Origin of the sequence: Shewanella hanedai, assembly GCF_007197645.1 — a bacterium.
In the GTDB taxonomy this organism is placed as follows: Bacteria; Pseudomonadota; Gammaproteobacteria; order Enterobacterales; family Shewanellaceae; genus Shewanella; species Shewanella hanedai.
Map to the genome: position 1 here is coordinate 30,482 of NZ_VKGK01000012.1, position 20,408 is coordinate 50,889.

The 20,408-nt window shown below is 43.4% G+C and carries 21 protein-coding genes; 10 read left to right on the forward strand and 11 right to left on the reverse strand.

Going from position 1 to position 20,408, the window contains the following annotated elements; all coding sequences use genetic code 11:
* Positions 1-248: 248 nt before the first annotated feature.
* The 3 genes from FN961_RS11400 to lolB form a co-directional block, all read right to left on the reverse strand.
* Positions 249-1,196 (reverse strand): ribose-phosphate pyrophosphokinase, encoded by a 948-nt coding sequence (locus FN961_RS11400; protein WP_144040298.1) that lies wholly within the window; start codon positions 1,194-1,196, stop codon positions 249-251.
* Positions 1,197-1,261: 65 nt separating this feature from the next.
* Positions 1,262-2,116, reverse strand: coding sequence for a 4-(cytidine 5'-diphospho)-2-C-methyl-D-erythritol kinase (ispE, locus tag FN961_RS11405; protein WP_144040299.1), 855 nt, complete (start codon positions 2,114-2,116; stop codon positions 1,262-1,264).
* The gene (gene lolB, locus FN961_RS11410; RefSeq protein ID WP_144040300.1) at positions 2,113-2,757 is read right to left on the reverse strand and encodes a lipoprotein insertase outer membrane protein LolB; all 645 of its coding nucleotides are present in this window, start codon (positions 2,755-2,757) and stop codon (positions 2,113-2,115) included. Before lolB ends, ispE begins: the two co-directional genes overlap by 4 nt.
* A 275-nt stretch (positions 2,758-3,032) precedes the next feature.
* On the opposite strand from lolB, the gene hemA reads away from it, so the two are divergent.
* From hemA to prmC, 3 genes are read left to right on the forward strand one after another with little or no spacing between them, the layout of a single operon-like run.
* A complete protein-coding gene (hemA, locus tag FN961_RS11415) occupies positions 3,033-4,283 on the forward strand; it encodes a glutamyl-tRNA reductase (protein WP_144040301.1) in 1,251 nt (416 codons plus the stop codon).
* 13 nt (positions 4,284-4,296) lie between these two features.
* Entirely contained in the window at positions 4,297-5,382 is a 1,086-nt protein-coding gene (gene prfA, locus FN961_RS11420) for a peptide chain release factor 1 (RefSeq protein ID WP_144040302.1), read from the forward strand.
* 60 nt (positions 5,383-5,442) lie between these two features.
* Positions 5,443-6,285, forward strand: a complete 843-nt coding sequence (prmC, locus tag FN961_RS11425) for a peptide chain release factor N(5)-glutamine methyltransferase (protein ID WP_144040303.1) — start codon at positions 5,443-5,445, stop codon at positions 6,283-6,285.
* Positions 6,286-6,416: 131 nt separating this feature from the next.
* On the opposite strand, the gene FN961_RS11430 is transcribed toward prmC, so the two are convergent.
* Positions 6,417-6,722 carry a DUF6482 family protein gene (locus FN961_RS11430; protein WP_144040304.1) on the reverse strand — a complete coding sequence of 102 codons (306 nt, stop codon included), beginning with the start codon at positions 6,720-6,722 and terminating at the stop codon, positions 6,417-6,419.
* A gap of 364 nt (positions 6,723-7,086) precedes the next feature.
* On the opposite strand from FN961_RS11430, the gene FN961_RS11435 reads away from it, so the two are divergent.
* Positions 7,087-8,256, forward strand: a complete 1,170-nt coding sequence (locus tag FN961_RS11435) for a hypothetical protein (RefSeq protein ID WP_144040305.1) — start codon at positions 7,087-7,089, stop codon at positions 8,254-8,256.
* A gap of 122 nt (positions 8,257-8,378) precedes the next feature.
* Here FN961_RS11435 and FN961_RS11440 read toward each other — a convergent pair whose 3' ends face one another.
* Positions 8,379-8,798, reverse strand: a complete 420-nt coding sequence (locus FN961_RS11440; RefSeq protein ID WP_144040306.1) for a GNAT family N-acetyltransferase — start codon at positions 8,796-8,798, stop codon at positions 8,379-8,381.
* Positions 8,799-8,972: 174 nt separating this feature from the next.
* Between FN961_RS11440 and FN961_RS11445 the strand changes: the two genes are divergently transcribed.
* The 5 genes from FN961_RS11445 (at position 8,973) to FN961_RS11465 (ending at position 13,495) form a co-directional block, all read left to right on the forward strand.
* Positions 8,973-9,368, forward strand: coding sequence for a SirB2 family protein (locus FN961_RS11445; protein ID WP_144040307.1), 396 nt, complete (start codon positions 8,973-8,975; stop codon positions 9,366-9,368).
* Positions 9,368-10,156 (forward strand): transglutaminase family protein, encoded by a 789-nt coding sequence (locus FN961_RS11450; protein ID WP_144040308.1) that lies wholly within the window; start codon positions 9,368-9,370, stop codon positions 10,154-10,156. The genes FN961_RS11445 and FN961_RS11450 overlap by 1 nt, the downstream gene beginning before the upstream one ends.
* 149 nt (positions 10,157-10,305) lie before the next feature.
* Positions 10,306-11,559, forward strand: a complete 1,254-nt coding sequence (locus FN961_RS11455; protein ID WP_144040309.1) for a DUF819 family protein — start codon at positions 10,306-10,308, stop codon at positions 11,557-11,559.
* Between the two features lie 64 nt (positions 11,560-11,623).
* Positions 11,624-12,472, forward strand: a complete 849-nt coding sequence (kdsA, locus tag FN961_RS11460) for a 3-deoxy-8-phosphooctulonate synthase (RefSeq protein WP_144040310.1) — start codon at positions 11,624-11,626, stop codon at positions 12,470-12,472.
* A 150-nt stretch (positions 12,473-12,622) separates the two neighbouring features.
* The gene (locus FN961_RS11465) at positions 12,623-13,495 is read left to right on the forward strand and encodes a DMT family transporter (protein WP_144040311.1); all 873 of its coding nucleotides are present in this window, start codon (positions 12,623-12,625) and stop codon (positions 13,493-13,495) included.
* A 28-nt stretch (positions 13,496-13,523) separates the two neighbouring features.
* On the opposite strand, the gene FN961_RS11470 is transcribed toward FN961_RS11465, so the two are convergent.
* The 3 genes from FN961_RS11470 to FN961_RS11480 form a co-directional block, all read right to left on the reverse strand.
* On the reverse strand, positions 13,524-14,165 hold the full coding sequence (locus FN961_RS11470; protein ID WP_144040312.1) for a phosphatase PAP2 family protein: 642 nt from the start codon (positions 14,163-14,165) through the stop codon (positions 13,524-13,526).
* A 97-nt stretch (positions 14,166-14,262) separates the two neighbouring features.
* The gene (locus FN961_RS11475; protein WP_144040313.1) at positions 14,263-16,290 is read right to left on the reverse strand and encodes a flavohemoglobin expression-modulating QEGLA motif protein; all 2,028 of its coding nucleotides are present in this window, start codon (positions 16,288-16,290) and stop codon (positions 14,263-14,265) included.
* Positions 16,277-16,657, reverse strand: coding sequence for a MaoP family protein (locus tag FN961_RS11480; protein ID WP_144040314.1), 381 nt, complete (start codon positions 16,655-16,657; stop codon positions 16,277-16,279). The genes FN961_RS11475 and FN961_RS11480 overlap by 14 nt, the downstream gene beginning before the upstream one ends.
* A 167-nt stretch (positions 16,658-16,824) precedes the next feature.
* Between FN961_RS11480 and FN961_RS11485 the strand changes: the two genes are divergently transcribed.
* Positions 16,825-17,664 (forward strand): LysR family transcriptional regulator, encoded by an 840-nt coding sequence (locus FN961_RS11485; protein WP_144040315.1) that lies wholly within the window; start codon positions 16,825-16,827, stop codon positions 17,662-17,664.
* On the opposite strand, the gene FN961_RS11490 is transcribed toward FN961_RS11485, so the two are convergent.
* The 3 genes from FN961_RS11490 to FN961_RS11500 form a co-directional block, all read right to left on the reverse strand.
* Positions 17,665-17,769 carry a MetS family NSS transporter small subunit gene (locus tag FN961_RS11490; protein WP_144040316.1) on the reverse strand — a complete coding sequence of 35 codons (105 nt, stop codon included), beginning with the start codon at positions 17,767-17,769 and terminating at the stop codon, positions 17,665-17,667.
* Positions 17,766-19,250: a sodium-dependent transporter gene (locus tag FN961_RS11495; RefSeq protein ID WP_144040317.1), complete on the reverse strand. Its 1,485-nt coding sequence runs from the start codon at positions 19,248-19,250 to the stop codon at positions 17,766-17,768. The genes FN961_RS11490 and FN961_RS11495 overlap by 4 nt, the downstream gene beginning before the upstream one ends.
* A gap of 181 nt (positions 19,251-19,431) precedes the next feature.
* The gene (locus FN961_RS11500; protein WP_144040318.1) at positions 19,432-20,403 is read right to left on the reverse strand and encodes a ketopantoate reductase family protein; all 972 of its coding nucleotides are present in this window, start codon (positions 20,401-20,403) and stop codon (positions 19,432-19,434) included.
* Positions 20,404-20,408: the final 5 nt, after the last annotated feature.

Here is a 20,408-nt window from a genome sequence, read left to right on the forward strand (position 1 = left end):
ATAACTATGCTCTTCACTCGTTGCCTTGCTTCAGGACCGCTAAACTCTCGCTGAGCGATCAAATCTTTATACTGATTGGTATAAGAGGTGAGGGATTGGTTTGTCTTGATGACTCAAAGTGTAACTGATGTCATCGTTACAACTCGCTATGAAAGGAAGTGTCATCGTGGTTTGCACTGCATTGTTTTATGGGCATAAAAAAACGCACTCATTGAGTGCGCTTTTTGATGTAACAAGCAGTAAATTAATTAGTGCTTAAACATCGCTGAGATTGACTCTTCGTTGCTTACGCGACGAATTGCTTCAGCCATTAAGGTCGACATCGTCAACTGAGTGACTTTATCAAGTGCCTGGATCTCTTTGCTCAATGGAATGGTGTCAGTTACGATCACTTCATCAATAACTGATTCAGCGATGTTTTTGGCAGCATTACCTGAGAATACTGGATGAGTCGCATAAGCGAATACGCGGTTAGCACCATGCTCTTTCAAAGCTTCAGCAGCTTTACAAAGGGTTCCACCAGTATCGATCATGTCATCAACGATAATACAGTCACGGCCTTGTACGTCACCAATGATATGCATCACTTGTGCAACGTTTGCTTGAGGACGACGTTTATCGATAATCGCTAGATCTGAATCATCAAGAAGTTTGGCAACAGCACGAGCACGTACAACACCGCCAATATCAGGAGAAACAACAACTGGGTTATCAAGGTTCTTAGCCAACATATCTTCAAGTAGCACAGGGCTACCAAATACGTTATCAACAGGAACGTCGAAGAAGCCTTGGATCTGTTCAGCATGAAGATCACAAGTTAGTACACGGTCAACACCTACACTAGATAGGAAGTCAGCCACTACTTTCGCTGTAATAGGCACACGAGCACTACGAACACGACGATCTTGACGAGCGTAGCCGAAGTAAGGGATAACTGCTGTAATACGACCAGCTGAAGCACGACGAAGCGCATCAACCATAACGATAAGTTCCATTAGATTATCGTTTGTCGGTGCACAAGTAGATTGAATGATAAATACATCCGCACCACGTACATTCTCGTTTATCTGGACACTGATTTCGCCGTCACTGAAAACGCCAACATCCGCGTCTCCAAGTTTACAAAATAGACGGTCAGCTATTTTCTTAGCGAGACTAGGTGTTGCGTTACCGGCAAAAAGTTTAATGTCAGGCACTGTATCAACCTCAGGCGTATGCTTCATTTATTGGCTGGGGTAAAAAATACCCCAGAAAGTATTCTTTAAAGTTGCGCTAAACGTAACTCTAAAGGCGATATATTTGTCCCTTTAGCGACAAAGCCGGTCATGTCACTTGGCAATTTAGCCAAGACATCCATTGCTTGCTGCTGCAGCTCGAATTCCCCGAATATACAAGCGCCGGTTCCTGTCATTCTAGACGGCGCATATTCTATCAGCCAGCCCAAGGTTTTGGCAACTTGAGGGTGCCTTTTTACGACAAGTTGTTGGCAATCATTTTGCCATTGGCTACTCATGAGTGAATTAAGATCTAATTTTGGCGTATTTCGGTTAAGGTCAGGATCTTGAAATATTTCAGCGGTGGATACATGCACGTCAGGGACTAACACTAGGTACCAATATTCCTTAGGCGATACTGGTGTGAATTGTTCACCAACACCTTCGGCAAAAGCCGATAAACCATGAATAAAAACAGGTACATCGGCGCCAAGTGATAAACCTAGTTCAGCGAGTTCGATTCGGCTTAACCCTGTTTTCCAAAGTGCATTTAATGCGACTAAACAGGTGGCTGCATCTGATGATCCGCCACCAATACCTCCTCCCATTGGTAGACGTTTATCCAGCCAAATTTCAGCACCTTGGCTCGTTCCTGATCTCTTTTGCAGCAATTTTGCGGCACGCAGAATTAAGTTATCGTTATCAGCGACAACATCGCCGATATTTGAGTGCAATTTGAGTGCAGAACTCTCAGTGACTTTAAAATCTAATACATCACCATGTTCGATAAACTGAAACAGAGTTTGTAGCTCGTGATAACCGTCTTCACGTCGATGGTTAACATGTAAAAATAGGTTTAATTTAGCGGGAGCTGGCCAGCCAAGTGATACGTGGTTGCTCATTTAGGGCTCTTTTGATTATTTGTTGGTTCTGTTGTCGCGAGTGCCTGCCAGTGGCTGATCTGAATTTTAAGCCTCAGTGGCCCCTTGGTCAGTTGCAATAATCTAGGTAGCTGAGCGCCGCTCTGTTGCTGCCAACTTTTAAACTCGACTTTCCATGGCGGTGTATCGCTTAAAGAGAGAATGACTTTGGGTCTCAATTGTTCGTCTTGGCTAATGACCTTATCGTCGACATCTGCTTGCCCTGTTATCCATAACGGCAAAGAGTCGACAGGAATTGACCAACCGGTGATCTCTGTTAGTAACTCTTGAGCATCGTGATGTTTATAAACTTTACCGTCGACCTCTAATTTTGCAATGCCATGCTGAGTTGTCAGCGATAACACCGTTGTGCCAAGCATGGTGGTTAACTTGAGCTCATTGCTGTCTGGTGTATGCAACCAGTAGAGATTAGTACTGAATTTGTCGTCAGGTGTTCTCACCGCAAGTTTGCCTTGCATCTCCCATGCTTGGGCTTGTGATACTTGGCTAACGTTTACTGGAATTAGGTCATTTGGCGTCTTGGTGGCACAAGCTGACAGTAAAGAGAGACTGAATATCATCCAGAGAAGCTTAGTTTTTGTGAAGTAGCTCAAATTATTCATCTATTGCTGATATTGAAGGCTAATATGATACGAGGGACTGATAAGAATACAATGGAAATTAGTAAAATTACTGAAATCCTTGCTCTATCAGACTTGTAAGCATATACCTGTAAAACAGTTATTACGCTTGAAGAGGGAATTTAATTAGAAAAATGAATAAGAATTAAGATTATTATTCGGTTTTGTTAAGCATATTCTGTTTTTAGTCTATTCAATTCAGTAGAATGAGTAACAACTCGCAAGATAACCAGACCTTAGAGACCAGAACGAGTCAGATGAGCCTTGTAGCAATCGGTATTAATCATAAAACAGCCACGGTCGACCTTCGTGAGAAGGTAGCCTTTGCACCAGACAGAATTCATGATGCTATGAAGAGTCTGGCAAAGTGCACTAAGACTGGCGAAGCTGTGATCATATCAACCTGTAATCGAACAGAACTCTACACCAACACAGGTGATGAGGCTGAGATTATTCGTTGGTTCGAAGAGTATCACCAACTTTCCCATGAAGAGGTCGAGCCTTGCTTATATAAATTTAAAGGCCAAGGAGTCGTTAAACATCTAATGCGTGTCTCTTCAGGTTTGGACTCCTTGATTTTAGGTGAACCACAAATCTTAGGGCAAGTGAAGCAGTCTTTCGCTAAAGCGAGAGAGGCGGGCTCAGTTGCCATTACCATGGATCGTTTGTTCCAAAATACGTTTTCTGTCGCCAAAAAAGTGCGTACAGAAACGGAAATTGGTGCAGCAGCTGTGTCGGTAGCATTTGCAGCGGTTAGCATGGCCAAACATATTTTCTCCTCTATCAAGTCGACAAAAGTCTTGTTGATTGGTGCGGGTGAAACCATAGAACTAGTGGCAAGACACCTAAAAGATAACGGCGTTGCGTCCATGGTCGTTGCAAACCGAACACTTTCACGCGCCGAAGGCATGTGTGAAGAGTTTGGTGCGACAGCTATTACACTCGAACAGATACCAGATTATCTCGCTCAAGCTGATATCGTGATATCATCTACCGCGAGTCCCTTACCTATATTAGGTAAAGGGATGGTAGAAAAAGCGCTAAAGCAGCGTCGTCACCAACCAATGTTGTTGGTAGATATAGCAGTTCCTCGAGATATTGAAGCCGAGGTTGCCGACTTAGACGATGCCTTCCTCTATACAGTGGATGATCTGCAAGGCATTATTGAACAGAATATGGCCTCCCGAAGGGAGGCTGCCGAGCAAGCCGAAATAATTGCTGAAGATGAGTCACATCTTTTCATGGAGTGGGTACGATCGCTAGAGTCGGTCGACAGTATCCGTGAATACCGTACCCAAAGTATGGCGATAAAAGATGAACTAGTTGAGCGTGCGATCAATAAGTTAGCCCAGGGCGGTGATAGTGAGCAACTATTGCTTGAACTGGCGAATAAGCTAACGAATAAATTGATCCATGCACCAACTCAAGCCTTAACAGCAGCGAGCCGCCAAGGCGATTTGAATAGCATTGGCCAGCTTAGAAGTGCGCTCGGATTAGATAAAAACTAAGGTTAGCGTTTTAATGAAGGACAGTGTGATCCGCAAGCTTGAAGGCTTGCTTGAACGTAATGAAGAAGTGTTGGCTTTGCTAAGTGATCCAAGCGTGATCTCAGATCAGGACCGTTTTCGTGCGCTTTCAAAAGAATATTCTCAGCTTGAAGACGTGGTTAAAAGCTTTACCGCTTTTCAACAAGCAACGGAAGATCTTGAAGCCGCAAAAGAGATGCTTAATGAAGATGATCCTGAGCTTAAAGAGATGGCTCAGGATGAGATTAAAGACGCTAAATCTGTACTAGAAAAGCTAGAAGATGAGCTTCAAATCCTACTGCTTCCTAAAGATCCTAACGACAACAAAAATGCTTTCATTGAAATCCGTGCTGGTGCCGGTGGTGATGAGGCCGCTATTTTTGCGGGCGATCTCTTCCGTATGTATAGCCGTTTTTGTGAAAAAAATCGCTGGCAACTCGAAGTCATGAACGCTAACGAAGGCGAACATGGTGGCTTTAAAGAAGTTATCGTTAAAGTGTCTGGTGAAGGCGTTTACGGTAGACTTAAATTTGAATCTGGTGGACATCGAGTACAACGTGTTCCAGAAACCGAGTCTCAAGGGCGCGTTCACACCTCTGCATGTACCGTTGTGATCATGCCTGAAATTCCAGAATCAGAAGCAATCGAAATTAATAAAGGCGATTTGAAAGTTGATACTTTCCGAGCATCGGGTGCGGGTGGACAGCACGTCAACAAAACTGATTCGGCTATTCGTCTTACTCACATCCCAACAGGTATTATTGTCGAGTGCCAAGATCAGCGCTCGCAGCATAAAAACCGAGCTCAGGCTATGAGTGTGCTAACTGCGCGTATTCAAGCGGTTGAAGATGAGAAGCGTCGTAGTGCAGAAGAGAGCACTCGACGAAATCTTGTCGGCAGTGGTGACCGTTCTGAGCGTATTCGTACTTATAACTTCCCTCAAGGTCGATTGAGTGAACACAGAATCAACCTGACTCTGTATCGCTTAAACGAAATCATGGAAGGTGAGTTAAACATGCTTATCGATCCCTTAATACTAGAAAACCAAGCTGATATGTTAGCGGCGTTAGCGGAAGAATAATTCGAAAGAATCAATCTTACTCTAAGCTACTTAAGCAAGGTTTCAAATTAAGGACATCATTTGTACCATACATTATCCGAGGCCCTAGCATGGGCCTCACCTCAGTTGCTTGATGTTTCTGACACTCCTAAGCTTGATGCTGAGGTGATGCTACTGCACATCATACATAAACAACGGGGTTACCTTTATACTTGGCCCGATGAGCGTTTAACATCGGAACAGATAACAGACTATACCAAGATGGTCGCCAGACGTGTTATCGGCACGCCGATAGCCCATATTGTTGGCGAACGTGAGTTTTGGTCACTGCCTTTTATGGTCAATCCGACCACTTTGATCCCTCGACCTGATACTGAAATTTTAGTTGAAACGGCGCTTAACTTACCCTTAGCTGAAACAGCTAAAGTGTTGGACTTAGGCACCGGAACAGGGGCTATCGCCTTGTCTTTGGCTTATGAAAAGCCTCAATGGCAGATCACAGCGGTTGATAAGATCATCGAAGCGGTAGCGTTGGCAAAAGCGAACCGAGCGCATCTAAAACTGCCTCAGGTAGAGATTGTGCAAAGTGACTGGTTCGATTCAATTAGCTGTTACGACTTCGATCTTATTGTTTCTAACCCACCTTATATCGATGAGACGGATGCTCACCTTGAAGAGGGCGATGTTCGCTTTGAACCTCACAGTGCATTAACGGCATCAGAGCATGGTTTTGCGGATCTGTACCACATTGCAGAATGTGCTCGAGATTACCTGAAACCAGGTGGATATCTGCTGCTTGAGCATGGTTTTGGGCAAGCGATACAGCTTAGAGATAAGATGATTGAACTTGGCTATGAAAATGTCGCCACAGTGCGAGACTTTGGTAGCAATGATCGTTGCACACTTGGTCGTTGGCCAAGATAGCCTCTTACGCGATCTTTGAATAAGCTGGATCTGGACGCCATTGGTATTTGTTTATACCAATGGCGTTTTTCTTTGTCTAACAACAGTAATGAAAACATGACCGAGTGTGTAATATATCCCTTGAATGTGGCTTAGAGATGTATCACCTCCTTGTAATTCTTGCTAGTCGGCAACCCGCACATTTCATCGTAAGCGCTTTGGTATTCAAGTTCGACGGTATGGTATTGATGACTGCGGAGGAAATTTTTTGCTTGGGCGAGTGAATTAAAACATCTAATACGCTTCCCCTCACTTAATTCAACGAAGTTGTCTTCACTGTCTATCGTCCCCACTAGATATTGGTTGGAGTCTGCAACACCAATTATCCTTGGGTAAAGCTGTTGAGTTTGCGATGCTTTTTGATTTAGGCTGCTTTCTTTAACATGAATATCCATCATTTTCTCCTTGGTGGTTAGTAGTGAATACGTTCGAAACATGAAAAAGCTCATAATTTGAACAATTGAGCCCCTGTTTCCCCCAATGCCCCTAAAACGCACTTCCAAAAGTGCGATACAGAGCTGATTAATCATATCCGGCGTAACTGTCTGTCTATGGTCGATCTCATCATCTTACCTGTGTTTTTCAGCTTGGGTTCTTTTAGTTATTCAGCCGTTTTATTGATCAATATTGCTAGTGGTGTTAATTTAACTCTTCGTGTCTTATAAATACTATAAATATTATTTGGTCGATGTGAGTAGTATTTATTGATGTTGATATGAATTTAATAATCAAAACATGAATATAGAGAATGAAGAGGCAATTATGTACCAACTGAAAAAATCAAAATCAGTTTTACTTATGCTTTCCCTAGTAACGGCTGGACTCATTAGCGCAGGTATTAGCGTCGAAACAGAGGCTAAAGAGCAGCCTTCTGGGTTTTATACACGTGGTGATGTATCAAAAGCACCAGGTACTCGTAGTGGTTATGACAACCCAAACGTGGCTGACTCACAAAAGCCTACAAACTGGGGGAAAAATGTCGATGGTATTGTTGTGCAGCTAGAGTGGGCATCTTTACAACCGAACTCCCCATTAAGAGCGGGAGAGAGAGCTGCATTAGATACCACTTGGATTGAAAGGGCTATCGATGACATTGAAACTTGGAATAGTGTTCCTGGGAATAATAAATTAGGCATTAAGCTACGGGTATTTGCTGGTATTTATACTCCACAGTGGGTTAAGAATGAGGCTGGTTCATCCACGTTGGACTTCAAGGGCAGCAGCTTCGATGGTGATTTCCCCCATTTTTGGAAAACCGCTTTTCAGACTCGATTCAAAGAGCTTCACCATGAATTGGCTGCTAAATATGATTCAGAGCCGTTAATCAAGGAGGTATCGATATCGGGTTGTATGATAAAAAATGCCGATATGCATCGTGCTCGCGGTGAATATCAGAATATGAATATCTTGATTGATGCAGGACTCACTTGGCAAAAAGATCGTGCCTGTCAAAACTGGCAAGTAAATGCGGTTGCAGGAAAGTGGGATAATACTTGGGTATCTGTAGCGCGTCCACACTTCAGAGAGTTTAAAAAGATGTCGTCAAAACCTTCTCGCTCTGACTGGCCATTAAATACCAGCGTGATGAAAGAGACTGTTGAGACATGCCGTAAAGCTGGGAGTTGCATCAGTGGTAATAACAGTCTTGAGCAGGAAGATAAAGACGCTGATGCATTTAATAATGATCAACATGCTATCTACTATGCTGCGAGTAAATATCGTGGAAGCAGATCCAAGGCTCCGCTCTACTTCCAGACAGATGTTAAGATTATTCAAGGCTCAGGTTTAATTCATAATATTATTGGTTGGGGAATTAAGAACAGCCATGTTGAGATGATTGAACTTCCCACTTTGAAGGCGTTTAAAAATTATGATGATAGTTATTTAGGTAGCAGTGCTATGCAGAAAAAGCGTACTAAGTTAAAGAACTAGCCTTTTAGTTTGTGACTTAATCTATCATTTTGAAACCTGTTAAGCCCTAGTTCGAGTTTGACTGATTTAGGGCTTTTTATATTTCAGCGTATGTTTCGTTTTTGGCAGTATGCACGTACCATTTATTCTTTAAGGTGCTTTACCATAAAGTATTTACAGCCTGTTTTTGGGTAGGCTTGTTGAGTCCATTGAAGTGTATACCCTCTGGCTTCGTAGAAAGGGCGGGCTTGAAAGTTTAGGGTGTCCAAGATTGAGTAGATGCAACCTCGTTTTCTGGCGATAGATTCAGCTTCTGCAAGTAATTGAGATCCAATGTTTTGCCCCCTGAGAGATTCGCTGACCCACAGGTTGTCGATCTGAAGCCAATTCCCAAAGGTGCGGGCTGAGAAACCAGCTAACAGCTCTCCTTCTTTATTTTCTAGCTTAAGCCCAAGTGAAAGGCGCTCTGACACTTCCCAGTTTTGCCAATTAAATTCAGCAATCTTCTGCTCAATTGTATTGGCAAACTCCTTACTGTCGTCGAGTATAAAAGTTGGGCTCATTAGCGTTTCCATGTTCAATCATCTTGGACACAGCTTAAACCAGATCGAAAAATATCGACAACTGGATTAAAGGTGTTTGTTTTATGGTCACTTGAAGAGATTATGAGCATGATATTGGTGTAGATTAAGGGGATCAGGTACACTAGCGCCTTTGTCAGCGAAGTAAGTATTGAAATGGAAACTTTGAACAATCTGTATCCGGTGATTAAGCACCTTCATTTGACTCTGGTTGCAGCGAGCGTACTCTTTTTTATCGTACGTTTTGTGCTACACCTTCGTGAATCTCCAGTGATGGAAAAGAAGCTAATCAAAATAGCTCCCCATGTGATTGACACTTTTTTAATTTTATCAGGCCTTACCTTGTGCGTAATAATCAATCAGTATCCATTTGAGGATCCTTGGTTAACAGAAAAATTAGGTGCTGTTCTCGCTTACATCTTATTAGCTACAATAGCCCTAAAGGCTAATCGCAATAAGTTGTTTAAAACCTTTGCGGCTTTAGGCGCTATTGCTTGGGTGGTTTATGCCGCTAAGCTTGCCGTGTTTAAACAAGCCATGTTGTTAGGATAATGACCACTTTGCCACTTAAAAATGAGATTGAGTTGCCTGAAATGGCATTCGAGATCGGTGCACATCTCAGCTTTTCTAAAGCTGAGTCTGCTAATTGGGCTTGGCTTGAACTTGCAGGCTCTGTTCTTAGCCATTATGTGGTCGATCGACATGAGCGACTAACTGAACTACTACGCTGGTTCTATCAAGATTTAGGGTTTTGCATACGCCAACCTTACTTTAGTGTCGAGGCGGCAGATCTGGGGACTTGCATCAGCAGTCGTCAGGGAAACAGTACGACTTTAGCCACGGTATTGATGCTGCTTGCTAAGCAGTTAGATCTTAAGCTGGAGCCTTTGCTTCTGCCTGGTACTACGGTACTGATGAGCAAAATTGACGGTGTGGTTAAGTATATTGATCCGCTAAACGGCAATGAGTTAACTCGTCATCAGTTACACGTTTTGGTACGTGGTGAGCTAGGTAACGGAGTGCCCTTTAAGGCCAGTTATCTTAAGCCTGTAAGTTTGAAGCGTTTAGTGTCGAGAATGATCCATGAGCTCAAAGCGGGTTGTATCGTGTCGCACAAGTTTGAACCTGCCATGGAGTGCTGTAATTTATTGCTGCAGTGGCATCCTGATGATCTTAATTTGAATCGTGAGCGTGCTTTTATTGCTCAGCAGTTAGGTTGTATCAGTGTCGCAGCTGCTGACCTTAAGCATTTTGTGGACAACAGTCCTCATGATCCTGTGATTGAACTGGTGAAAATGCAGCTTAAAGAGTTAAGAGAAGAGCAAGAGGTATTTCACTAACTCCATATGTTAATCACGGTAGGCATTGCCTACCGTTCTATTAAAAATAATAAACCGAATTAGAATCAAAAAATCAATCAACAAATAAAATCAAAAAATAATTAGAAATTAAAATAATAATAAAACTATGGATGGGAGAATACACCGCTATGAGTAGTACTGCATTAGTTACTAATGATGCCACAGGGCTCGGGATCTTGGCTGTCATACTGGGGTTTGTATTTTATACAAGCAATAGCAAAAATCGATTTTGGACCAAGTTCTATACCTTTATCCCTGCACTGTTGATGTGTTATTTTTTACCTTCACTACTCAACACTTTCAACATCATTGACGGTCATTCGTCGCAACTCTATTTTGTCGCCTCGCGTTATCTTTTGCCTGCTTGTTTAGTCTTGTTGATTTTAAGCGTCGATCTTAAGGCTATTGTGTCTTTAGGTCCCAAAGCGCTGATCATGTTTTTGACGGGTACCGTGGGTATCGTGGTTGGAGGTCCTATTGCGCTGCTTATTGTGTCAGCGATGAACCCTGAAGTGTTAGGCGTTCAGGGGCCAGAAGCGGTATGGCGTGGGATGACGACATTAGCAGGTAGTTGGATCGGTGGTGGCGCCAATCAAGCGGCCATGAAAGAGATCTACGAAGCCGGTGGTGACATCTTCTCTATCATGGTGACTGTTGATGTGATCGTGGCGAATATATGGATGGCAGTCTTGTTGTTTATGGCATCGAAGGCGAAACAGATAGATGCGAAAACAGGAGCGGATACATCAGCACTGGAAGCATTGAAAGATAAAGTAGAAAAATACCACGCTGAAAATGCTCGCATTCCCAGTCTTAAGGACTTGATGATGATTGTGGCTATCGGTTTCGGTATCACAGGATTAGCCCATGTGGTTGCTGATTTTTTAGGTCCATTCTTCGAGTTAAATTACCCTTGGACGCGAGATTACAGTCTGACCTCTAAGTTCTTCTGGTTGATTGTGACTGTGACAACAATTGGTTTAGCCATGTCCTTCAGCCCAGTACGTCATTTAGAGGCAGCGGGCGCGTCTAAAGTGGCTACGGCATTCCTTTATATTTTAGTTGCAACCATCGGCTTACACATGGATGTCTCTAAACTGTTCGATCCAGAAAACCTTTGGTATTTTGCTATTGGTATTATCTGGATGCTGGTTCACGCATGTCTGATGTTGATCGTGGCTAAATTGATAAAAGCGCCGCTGTTTTATATGGCGGTAGGCAGTCAGGCCAATGTTGGCGGCGCTGCATCTGCTCCTGTTGTTGCGGCAGCATTCCATCCGTCATTGGCACCAGTCGGTGTATTATTGGCGGTATTAGGCTATGCTGTTGGCACTTATATGGCTTGGATATGCGGCCAGATCTTGCAGATAATCGCGAGCTAAATGAGTCGCTACTAAATTGATTAACGCCAAGGTATCGCCTTGGCTCTTTAAGAGAGAAGTTCTGATGAGTAATAAAACCATAGGTTTAGGTTCAATCGAAATCGCAAACGATAAACCTTTTGTGTTGTTTGGCGGTATGAATGTGCTTGAGTCTCGCGACTTAGCAATGAAAATTGCAGAAACATATGCCGAGATCACTCAGAAATTGGGTATTCCTTATGTGTTCAAAGCCTCTTTCGATAAGGCTAACCGCTCTTCAGTTAACTCTTACCGTGGTCCGGGTATGGAAGAGGGATTAAAGATCTTTCAAGAGATTAAATCAACCTTCAACTTGCCATTGATTACCGATGTACATGAAATTTACCAGTGTGCACCTGTGGCTGAAGTGGTTGATATTATCCAGTTGCCGGCTTTCCTTGCTCGCCAGACTGATCTGGTTGTGGCGATGGCTAAAACGGGAGCAATTATCAATGTGAAGAAGCCACAATTCCTAGCGCCTCATGAGATGCGTCATATCATCAGTAAGTTTAACGAAGCGGGCAATGACGAGATCATTCTGTGTGAGCGTGGTTCAAGCTTTGGGTACAACAATCTAGTGGTCGACATGCTAGGTATGGATGAGATGAAGCAGACAGGTTACCCCGTCATCTTTGATGCGACTCACGCGCTTCAACGTCCTGGCGGCCGTGCAGACAGTGCTGGTGGTCGTCGTGCTCAAGCTACTGAGCTTGCTCGCAGTGGTATGGCATTAGGTCTTGCTGGTCTGTTTATCGAGGCTCACCCTGATCCTGACAACGCTAAGTGTGATGGCCCTTGTGCGCTGCCATTGAACCAGTTGGAAAACTATTTGACGCAGATGAAGGCAGTTGATGACTTGGTTAAGTCATTCGATGCAATTGATACCAGTAAGTAATACTTATACTGATTGGTATTAGCCCATATTTCACGATATGGGCTTTATCTATTTTAGCAATAGTGAATATTCGCCATTGTAGGTCGTTTGTCATCGAGCGATAGGATATCCTTAGTACAACTAATACCCTCCCAGAAGTTATTGTCAACTATGTGGATCTTGTTTACCTTCCTTGCAGCTTCTATGCAGGCATGGCGTAATGCATTTCAAAGCAAACTGAGTAAAGAGGTGAGTATCGCGGGGGGGACTCTTGCGCGTTTTCTCTGGGCGGGTCCCATCGCAGCAGCCTATCTTGCAGGACTTTACCTTTGGCGACCCGTGGCGTTACCCACTTTCACGTTTGAGTTTGCTTTCTATGTCCTAGGTGCATCAGCGATGCAGATCCTTGCTACGGCCTTAATGGTGAAGTTATTTAAATTGAAAAACTTCGCTGTTGGCGCAGGCTTGGCTAAGAGTGAAGCTTTGGTTGCGGCCATACTCGGCGTTATTTTTTTTGGTACCCAGCTATCACTGTTAGGTTGGTTAGGTGTGTTGATTGGTGGCTTAGCCATTTTTATGATGGGCAGCCGTCAGGGACTTAAAGATATCTCTTTGCCAACGGCACTGATTGGTTTGGCTTGTGGCACCGCATTTGCGTTAACTTCGCTCTGGGTGCGAGAAGCCAGTTTGAGCTTAAGCTTACCTTTTCCCTATAGTGCGGCTTGGGTATTATTGCTGGTGATCTCGATTCAAACATTGGTGCTATTGATCTACCTGATGGTGAAGGAGAGCAATACATTAACCATGCTTTGGCACCGACCTAAGCTTACATTTTTAATTAGCACGACGAGTTGTATTGGTTCTATAGGTTGGTTTAGCGCCATGTCTTTGCAGGCGGTTCCTTATGTGAAAACATTAGGGCAGGTTGAAGTGTTCTTTACTCTATTGATTGCTGTGTTTTGGCTTAAAGAGGGGGTAAAAATTAAGGATATGTTGGGACTGATACTTATCGCGATCGCTGCCATGCTGGTGATGTGGAGTTAGCGGCTCAGCTTGAGCCGCGAATGGGTGTTTACTTGCTGATTTTTTGACGTTGGCTGATGACCAAATGTGCGCAAAGTATGCCGATCCCCGCTCCTGCTAATAGATCACCTAGATAGTGGAAATTTTGTGCGAGTTGACCGACAAATACACCTAGCATGGTCGCTATCCAAAGCAGGCGGTAGCGAGGAAAGTGGAACCAGAATACGGATGCAAGGGCGAAGGTAAAGAGTGAATGACCAGAGGGGAAGGAGTTGTATGCTAGACCTTCAGCAAACGGATGAAAGCCCTCAATGCGATCATTAATCCATGATGGATTGTTGTCAGTCCAAGTTTGTGGCCAAGTACGGCCAAAAAGCGCTTTAGCCCCGAACCTGACGACTGATGCAAGCATAAAGGTGAGTGCCAAATGGATGGCTAAGCCAGAAAATCGATTTCTTACCTTTGAGAATATGCAGCTAACCAGCACTATCAAGGCGAGTGCCTCTAAAAGCATTGGAATATTACTGAGTAATTTAGTGAATGAAGTTGCACTATTTTGCTGGTAAATAAAGTCAGCTAAATGCCGATCAATAAAGAAAATACTAAGCAAGGTGATGAGAAGTATAGCGCTGTAAAAGAGTGTGCTTTTCTTCATTGAGTAAAAAAGAAAAGTAGGGGGATGCGTCGGCATTGTGATGACTCTAGGGTTAATTCAATGGCGCCTAATTTACGCTGTTTGAGTAAGAGATGCATGCCAAAAACTTAAATTTTGGCATGCATCAATTGAGTTAACCTCTTAAGCTCTCGATTAGGAAACTCAAACTAGAGGCTTTATCGTCTTCAGTCTCATCTTTATTAAGCTGGTCAGAACTCTTATCTTGCTGAGAATTGATAATAAATTTAGGCGGTGTTAACCAGTTTCGTTGTACTAACTCGTCGATAAGATCCAGATATTGAGAACCTGTTTTTCCGATCATAAGGTTAGTTAAATCGCGTTCAGCAGAGAGTTGTTTTATGGTTACAAACCCACTTAAATACAGATGATCTTTTGTTAATCCACCGCCACGATATACTCGTGTCGTAGTCACAAATGCATCATCTTTACTCATACCCATCTCATCGACTAAAAAGCTATAGGTGTGGTAGAAGTTTTGTTCTTTGAGCATGGAGTCTACAGCCAATACTCGGTAGGCGAGAGTGTTAAGCCTGTTATGCGCCATGTAACCAGCATTATATTCAGCCATGATGGCCAAGCCTTCTTGAGTTTCGGTCGCACCTGGTAACCCTAAACGTAGTGCTTTTAAGGGTTGCTGACGAGAGTTCAAGGTTGTGGCCATATGAACACCTAACTCATGGTGGTTTAATCGCTGAACCTCTGCAAAGCTAAATTTGGCATGAGTATTCACTTTTAATTGTGGTGGGGTTGAGCTCACCATAGCACGAGCTAGAATAGCGCTGCTTAGATTCACTTTACACTTCATCCCCCAATCACTTGCTTGCTGCTTCATCAGCTCACAAGCGCTTTTAGCATCCAAAATCTCGCCACCATTTTCTTCTATTTCTTTTGCATAAAGTAGAAATTTGGCGTTGTTAATTGATTGAGTATCGGGTCTTCCATAATGGCGAAGCGAGTTATATAGAAATGACTCCTGACCGACGCTCGAGAGCAGATCTACTTCTTCACTTAGCGAGTGGATCATATCTGAGTAGAGTTGCTTCATTGCAGGGTCTGAGATACTTTCGATTGGAACCCGATATAAATTTTGCTTGAACCCATTGGCATCGATGGGGAGTTGTTTATAGTGAAAATTCGGTGTAAATCTGCTTGGAGCTCGCTCGAATCGACGTCGTTCAGCGGTTAAATTCACCGGGTTTACATATTTTAAGGTCTCTACTCCCTGAGCCAACTTATATATCATCGCGTCGACATTAAGCACTGCTGGCTCTATCGCAGAGCTCAGCATATTCGCTCCGCATACCTTGCTTCTCAGGTTTATTTTTCGTTGAAAAAAGGCGCTGGTTTCACTTAATGACTGTTTCAGCCCAAGTTTAAGTGCGTCGACAACCAGAGGGAATACATCGCCATTATTGGCATCTAAATAGACTTTTTTTATCTGAGTTGATAGGACTAGAGTACGATCAAAGTGTGCATTTGTGTGAGTGGTTAGGTAACCCATGCCGCGGTTAACGGCATTAAGATCGGCTGAGGTATCTATATTCGGAACCGAGCTTTTTTTCAGTTCGGCGTGAAACTTATTAACTACAGATTGCCATCTAGACATGTCAATTTGAGCCGTAGCAATATCAAACAGAGGCGCGACTTTATCAGTCTCTAGAGGCGTATAGGCTTTTATATCAAAGACGATCACTTTACCAAACTGAGATTCCAGTTTAGTTATTAGGGCGCTATAGATTTGAAAGAATGCATCGTGCTTGTAATGGCTTAGGGATCTTTGTTTTGTTGTCAGCGGCTTATCCCAAAGCTTCTGTTTTGTCGTTAGCTTGTAGGATGTAGATAATGCCTTTGGACAATCGAGATCGTATTCAAGTCGCGAGTCAAGGCAGGTTAGCGTGATAGGTTGTGAGGCGATAAGCTCATCGGTTAGCCTCGCTGCATGTGTATCACGCTCTTCTTTGGTAAGTTGGCAGTGCTTTAGTAGATCATCGCGTAATTCATGACCTGTATGGATCGCTGTGCAAACAACCGGAAGGTATTGCTCTATCTTTATATGACAACCAGAAGATGAGAGTTGTCCAGAAAACACCTCTCCACGTTTGATAAAAGATAGAACTTCTTCAAGACTATAAACTTGCATTTAATTGTGTACCTTCATTGGGCATTACATTCGTACCAGCCATTATCTTGCTTGGTACCTTGTAGGAGTGGGAGCTATTCAGACTGTGGAAGTGTTTTGGTTCGCGTGTCAGCTTGATATATTTGAGCCAAACGAGCTCTATTTTAGTTTGGGCTTGATCTGGCTGATTAAGGGCTTGCACAAAGTGTGCTTCCTCTATTGTTTGTGGCGCTAATAGCGCTGATTCTAACCCAAGCATGGTATGCCCATACAGACTGAGTAACTCTGATTCAGCTAAGGTAAAGTCTCCGCTCTTTCTAAAACCTCGAGCAAAGTTGATGTTATCAATGAAGCATTTTTGACTACGACGAAATGATTCTTCAGACATACAGGACCTCAAAAAATGGTGGTTACTCAGTGGGTTTGAGTTATTGGATTAATCGAGACGTTAGGGGGTTTATCGTTAAAAGAGAAACAATATATTTTTGTCGTCACCATAAGAATTTATTGTTATTCTGCGGCTGACTCAACGTGGAGTCGACATAAGAAAAATCGATGGACGTTAAAGTATTTAAAACATTCTTAGAAGTCGCTAAAACGCGCCATTTTGGTCGCGCAGCTGAGAATTTATACATCACCCAAGCCGCTGTGAGTGCGCGAATTAAACAACTCGAAATATTTTTTGGGCAGACGCTATTTATTCGACACCGAAATAGCATCAAGTTGACCTCATCAGGAGAGCGATTGATTGCCTATGCCGAAGTGATGGTGAGTACGCTGGAGCATGCGCGTAATGAGTTAGCGCTGTCGGATAGCAGAACCCTGCAACTGACGATGGCGGGGACTCCCAATATTTGGGATGCTTATTTGCAGCAATGTTTAAGTGAAGTTGCAGAAGCCTTTTGTGGCTATGCATTCCAGGCGGAGGTTTTGAGTCGGGAATTGTTAAATAGGCACTTGCTTGAGCGAACCTTAGACATGGCTTTTGCATTTGAACCACTGAAGAGCGATGAATTAGTCAGTAAAAAGATAGCCAATATCAAGCTTGAATTGATGGCATCGAGCCACTGTTCTGTGGATGAAGCCTTATCTCAGCGATATGTTTATGTGGATTGGGGCACCCGTTTTTCATCCGAACATGCTGAGCGTCATGGTCAAAAGAGTGCGCCTTATCTTCGAACGTCCACAGGAGGTATTGCACTCGATTTTATTCTGAGAAAAGGCGGGGCAGCATACTTGCCCACTTCTATTACCGCGCCTTACCTTGCCACTGAACAGCTTTATCATGTTGAGGGGAGCGAGCCATGGGAGCGCCCCGTATATTTCACCTATAGACGTGACACGATTTCATTTGAAGCCATCGCTAAAATAGAACGCTTAGTTATGGCTGAATAGTCATTGTTTCTTTGATTTTTTCATTGCGATAGCAATGCATATTCCGGCTCCGCCCCAAGTGATAAGTAGGGCGGATGTCATCATTATTATGGCGCCTGTGCTCATAGTTCCTCCTGCTTTGTGGCTAGATTAATTAATAGTGAAACAAACAACATAAAGGCAATCAATCCCCAACCTAATAGCAGTTGATCTGTAATGGGGTAATCTCCATAGCCATTGTTAAATGTGTTGAAAAGGTTTTTGACTAAAATGATGGCTAGCATGGCTGGACTGATAAAGCGTAAGCAAATATCCATCCAGCGGCCAATGCTAAAATCAGAGATCTTGTTAGCATATTCACGAATATCGGCAATTTTGAATAACCAAGCCAATATGATGAGTTCAACGAAGCAACTGGCAAGTAATGCGACGTTATTGATAAAGTAATCGATTAGGTCGAGCAGCAATAATCCGCCATTGGTGGCAAAGGCCATCGAGATAACAAAGCCTGTTCCACATACGATTACCGCCGCTTTTTTACGTGGCATACACAATTTATCTATTAAGGCTGAGGTGACGGCTTCAATAATAGAGATGTGAGAGCTCAGACCTGCCACGACCAAGGCAAAGAAAAATAGTGGGCCAAATATGTAAGGAGCTGGGAGCAGATTAATCGCTGCGGGGATGGTCACAAAAGCGAGTCCCACACCGGATGAAACCACTTCGGTTATCGGCTTCGCTTGCTCTTGAGCCATGTAGCCTAATATGGCAAAAATTAGCACACCGGCCAGAATTGAAAAGCCACAATTGATGAGGACGGTCATAAAGGCGTTATTATTAATATCTGACTTTTCAGGTAGGTAGCTTGAGTAGGCTAGCATGATCGCAAACCCAACACTTAAGGTGAAGAATATTTGACCGTAAGCCGCTGACCAGACTTTTGCATCGAGGATTTTGCTAAAATCAGGCTGAAACAGATAGTTGAGTCCCTCTAAAGCACCTGGTAGGAAAATGATTCTGCCGATTAGTACTAACACCATGATAAAGAGCAGTGGCATCATGATTTTACTGGCGCGTTCAATCCCTCCTCTAACGCCAGTGAAAATAGCGATAAAGGTGAAGGACCACGCTAAGGTCATTGGGATGGCGATATTGAGTTGGAAGTTACCTAAGTTGGTGGGAGAGTGATCGCCTATCTTCAAGTATTCAGTGAAGAAAAAGGCATTTGTGTCAGCCCCCCAACTTTGATCAAATGAAAAACCGAAAAAAGAGATAGCCCAACCAATGATCGCAACATAGTAGATTGCAATGACCGCGGCAATTGAGACCTGAAACCAGCCGAGCCATTCGAGCCTGAGACCAAAGTTTTCACCGAGTTTTGCGAAAATTTTTGGTGAAGCTCCACGTAATTTATGACCTAAACTGAACTCCATTATCATGAAGGGGATACCAGCGGAAATCATGGCGAATAGATAGGGGATGAAGAAAGCACCGCCACCATTTTCATAAGCCATATAAGGGAAGCGCCAAATATTACCAAGGCCGATTGCTGAGCCTACCGCGGCGAGAATAAAGCCAATACGCGAATTCCATTGTTCTCTTTGCATAAGTTCTACTTTTATCTAATTGTTTTTTTAACAGAGTAGTTAGCTATGAGTATGCCGTCTGACGTTTATTTTTCAAGCTATTTTGTTAAGCGTAAGTTGCGAGTGTTGTTCAGCTCTTGTTTTAATGTTGAATAAAACTTAGCGGGATAACTTAATTGGAAGGGGGTTATACCAATTGGTATTAGATTGGATACTGAGATTCAATTTTGGTGATCTGATTGTATAGGTCTTCATTGGTTTTACAGTTCAGGTGGTGGACTCGAGCACGGGCGACGATATAGCCATTGATTGAGCCCACTTCTGTTTGTCGCTTGTTTGCTACATCTTGATGCATAGACGAGAAGTTATTCGCGGTGAGCTTAATCACTTCATATACTCGGTTGGTAAGTACTAACTTGTCGAGTTCAACACCCTCTAGCTTAGCCACTTCAACAAGCTCTGAGATGATCATTTCGATTATTGGTCTATAGCGAATATCAGCTAAGGCACCATTTCGGCACTGCTCTATTGCTGTTAGAGGGTTGATAGCGGCATTGATGGCGAGCTTCTGCCAAAGTAGGGGCAAGACAGGCTCACACCATTGACTTTGAGGGATGGCACTAAGCAGCAGATCTTTAAGTCTATTCGGCAGTTGAGGCCCGCTAGCATGGCCTAATTGAGAGCTGCCGCAACCAGTTTGCTGTATATGCCAAGTCGCCAGTTTAAGTGCTCCTTGTGACGTAGTTCCGACACTCAAACCTTGAGTCGATAGCTGCTTTTCAATCTGAAGATGAGGGCCCATGCCGTTATGCAGCAATAAGAGGTGACAATCCTTAGGAATACGCGTGAGGATAGAGTTGATGGCCTCATTAACTTGATAGGCCTTCACGCATACAATGATAACTTGGGTATCTCGCATTACTTGAGCCAGTGCGTCATGAGTATCGGACTGGCTTACTGGGGAGAAGAGTTCGGCTGATAAATTGGAGGTGTTATTCTCTATCGAGGTCAAAGTGAGTGTTTGCTGACGTGTGTTTCCCCCTCGAGTAATAAAGTAGGGAGCACACCCCGTTGCCGTCAGTTGATGAAACAAGAGTTGTCCTATGGCACCAGCACCTAAAATTCCGACCTTTGTGTCCGAAGTTGAAGTGAACCTTGATTTGTGTGTGCTCATAACGG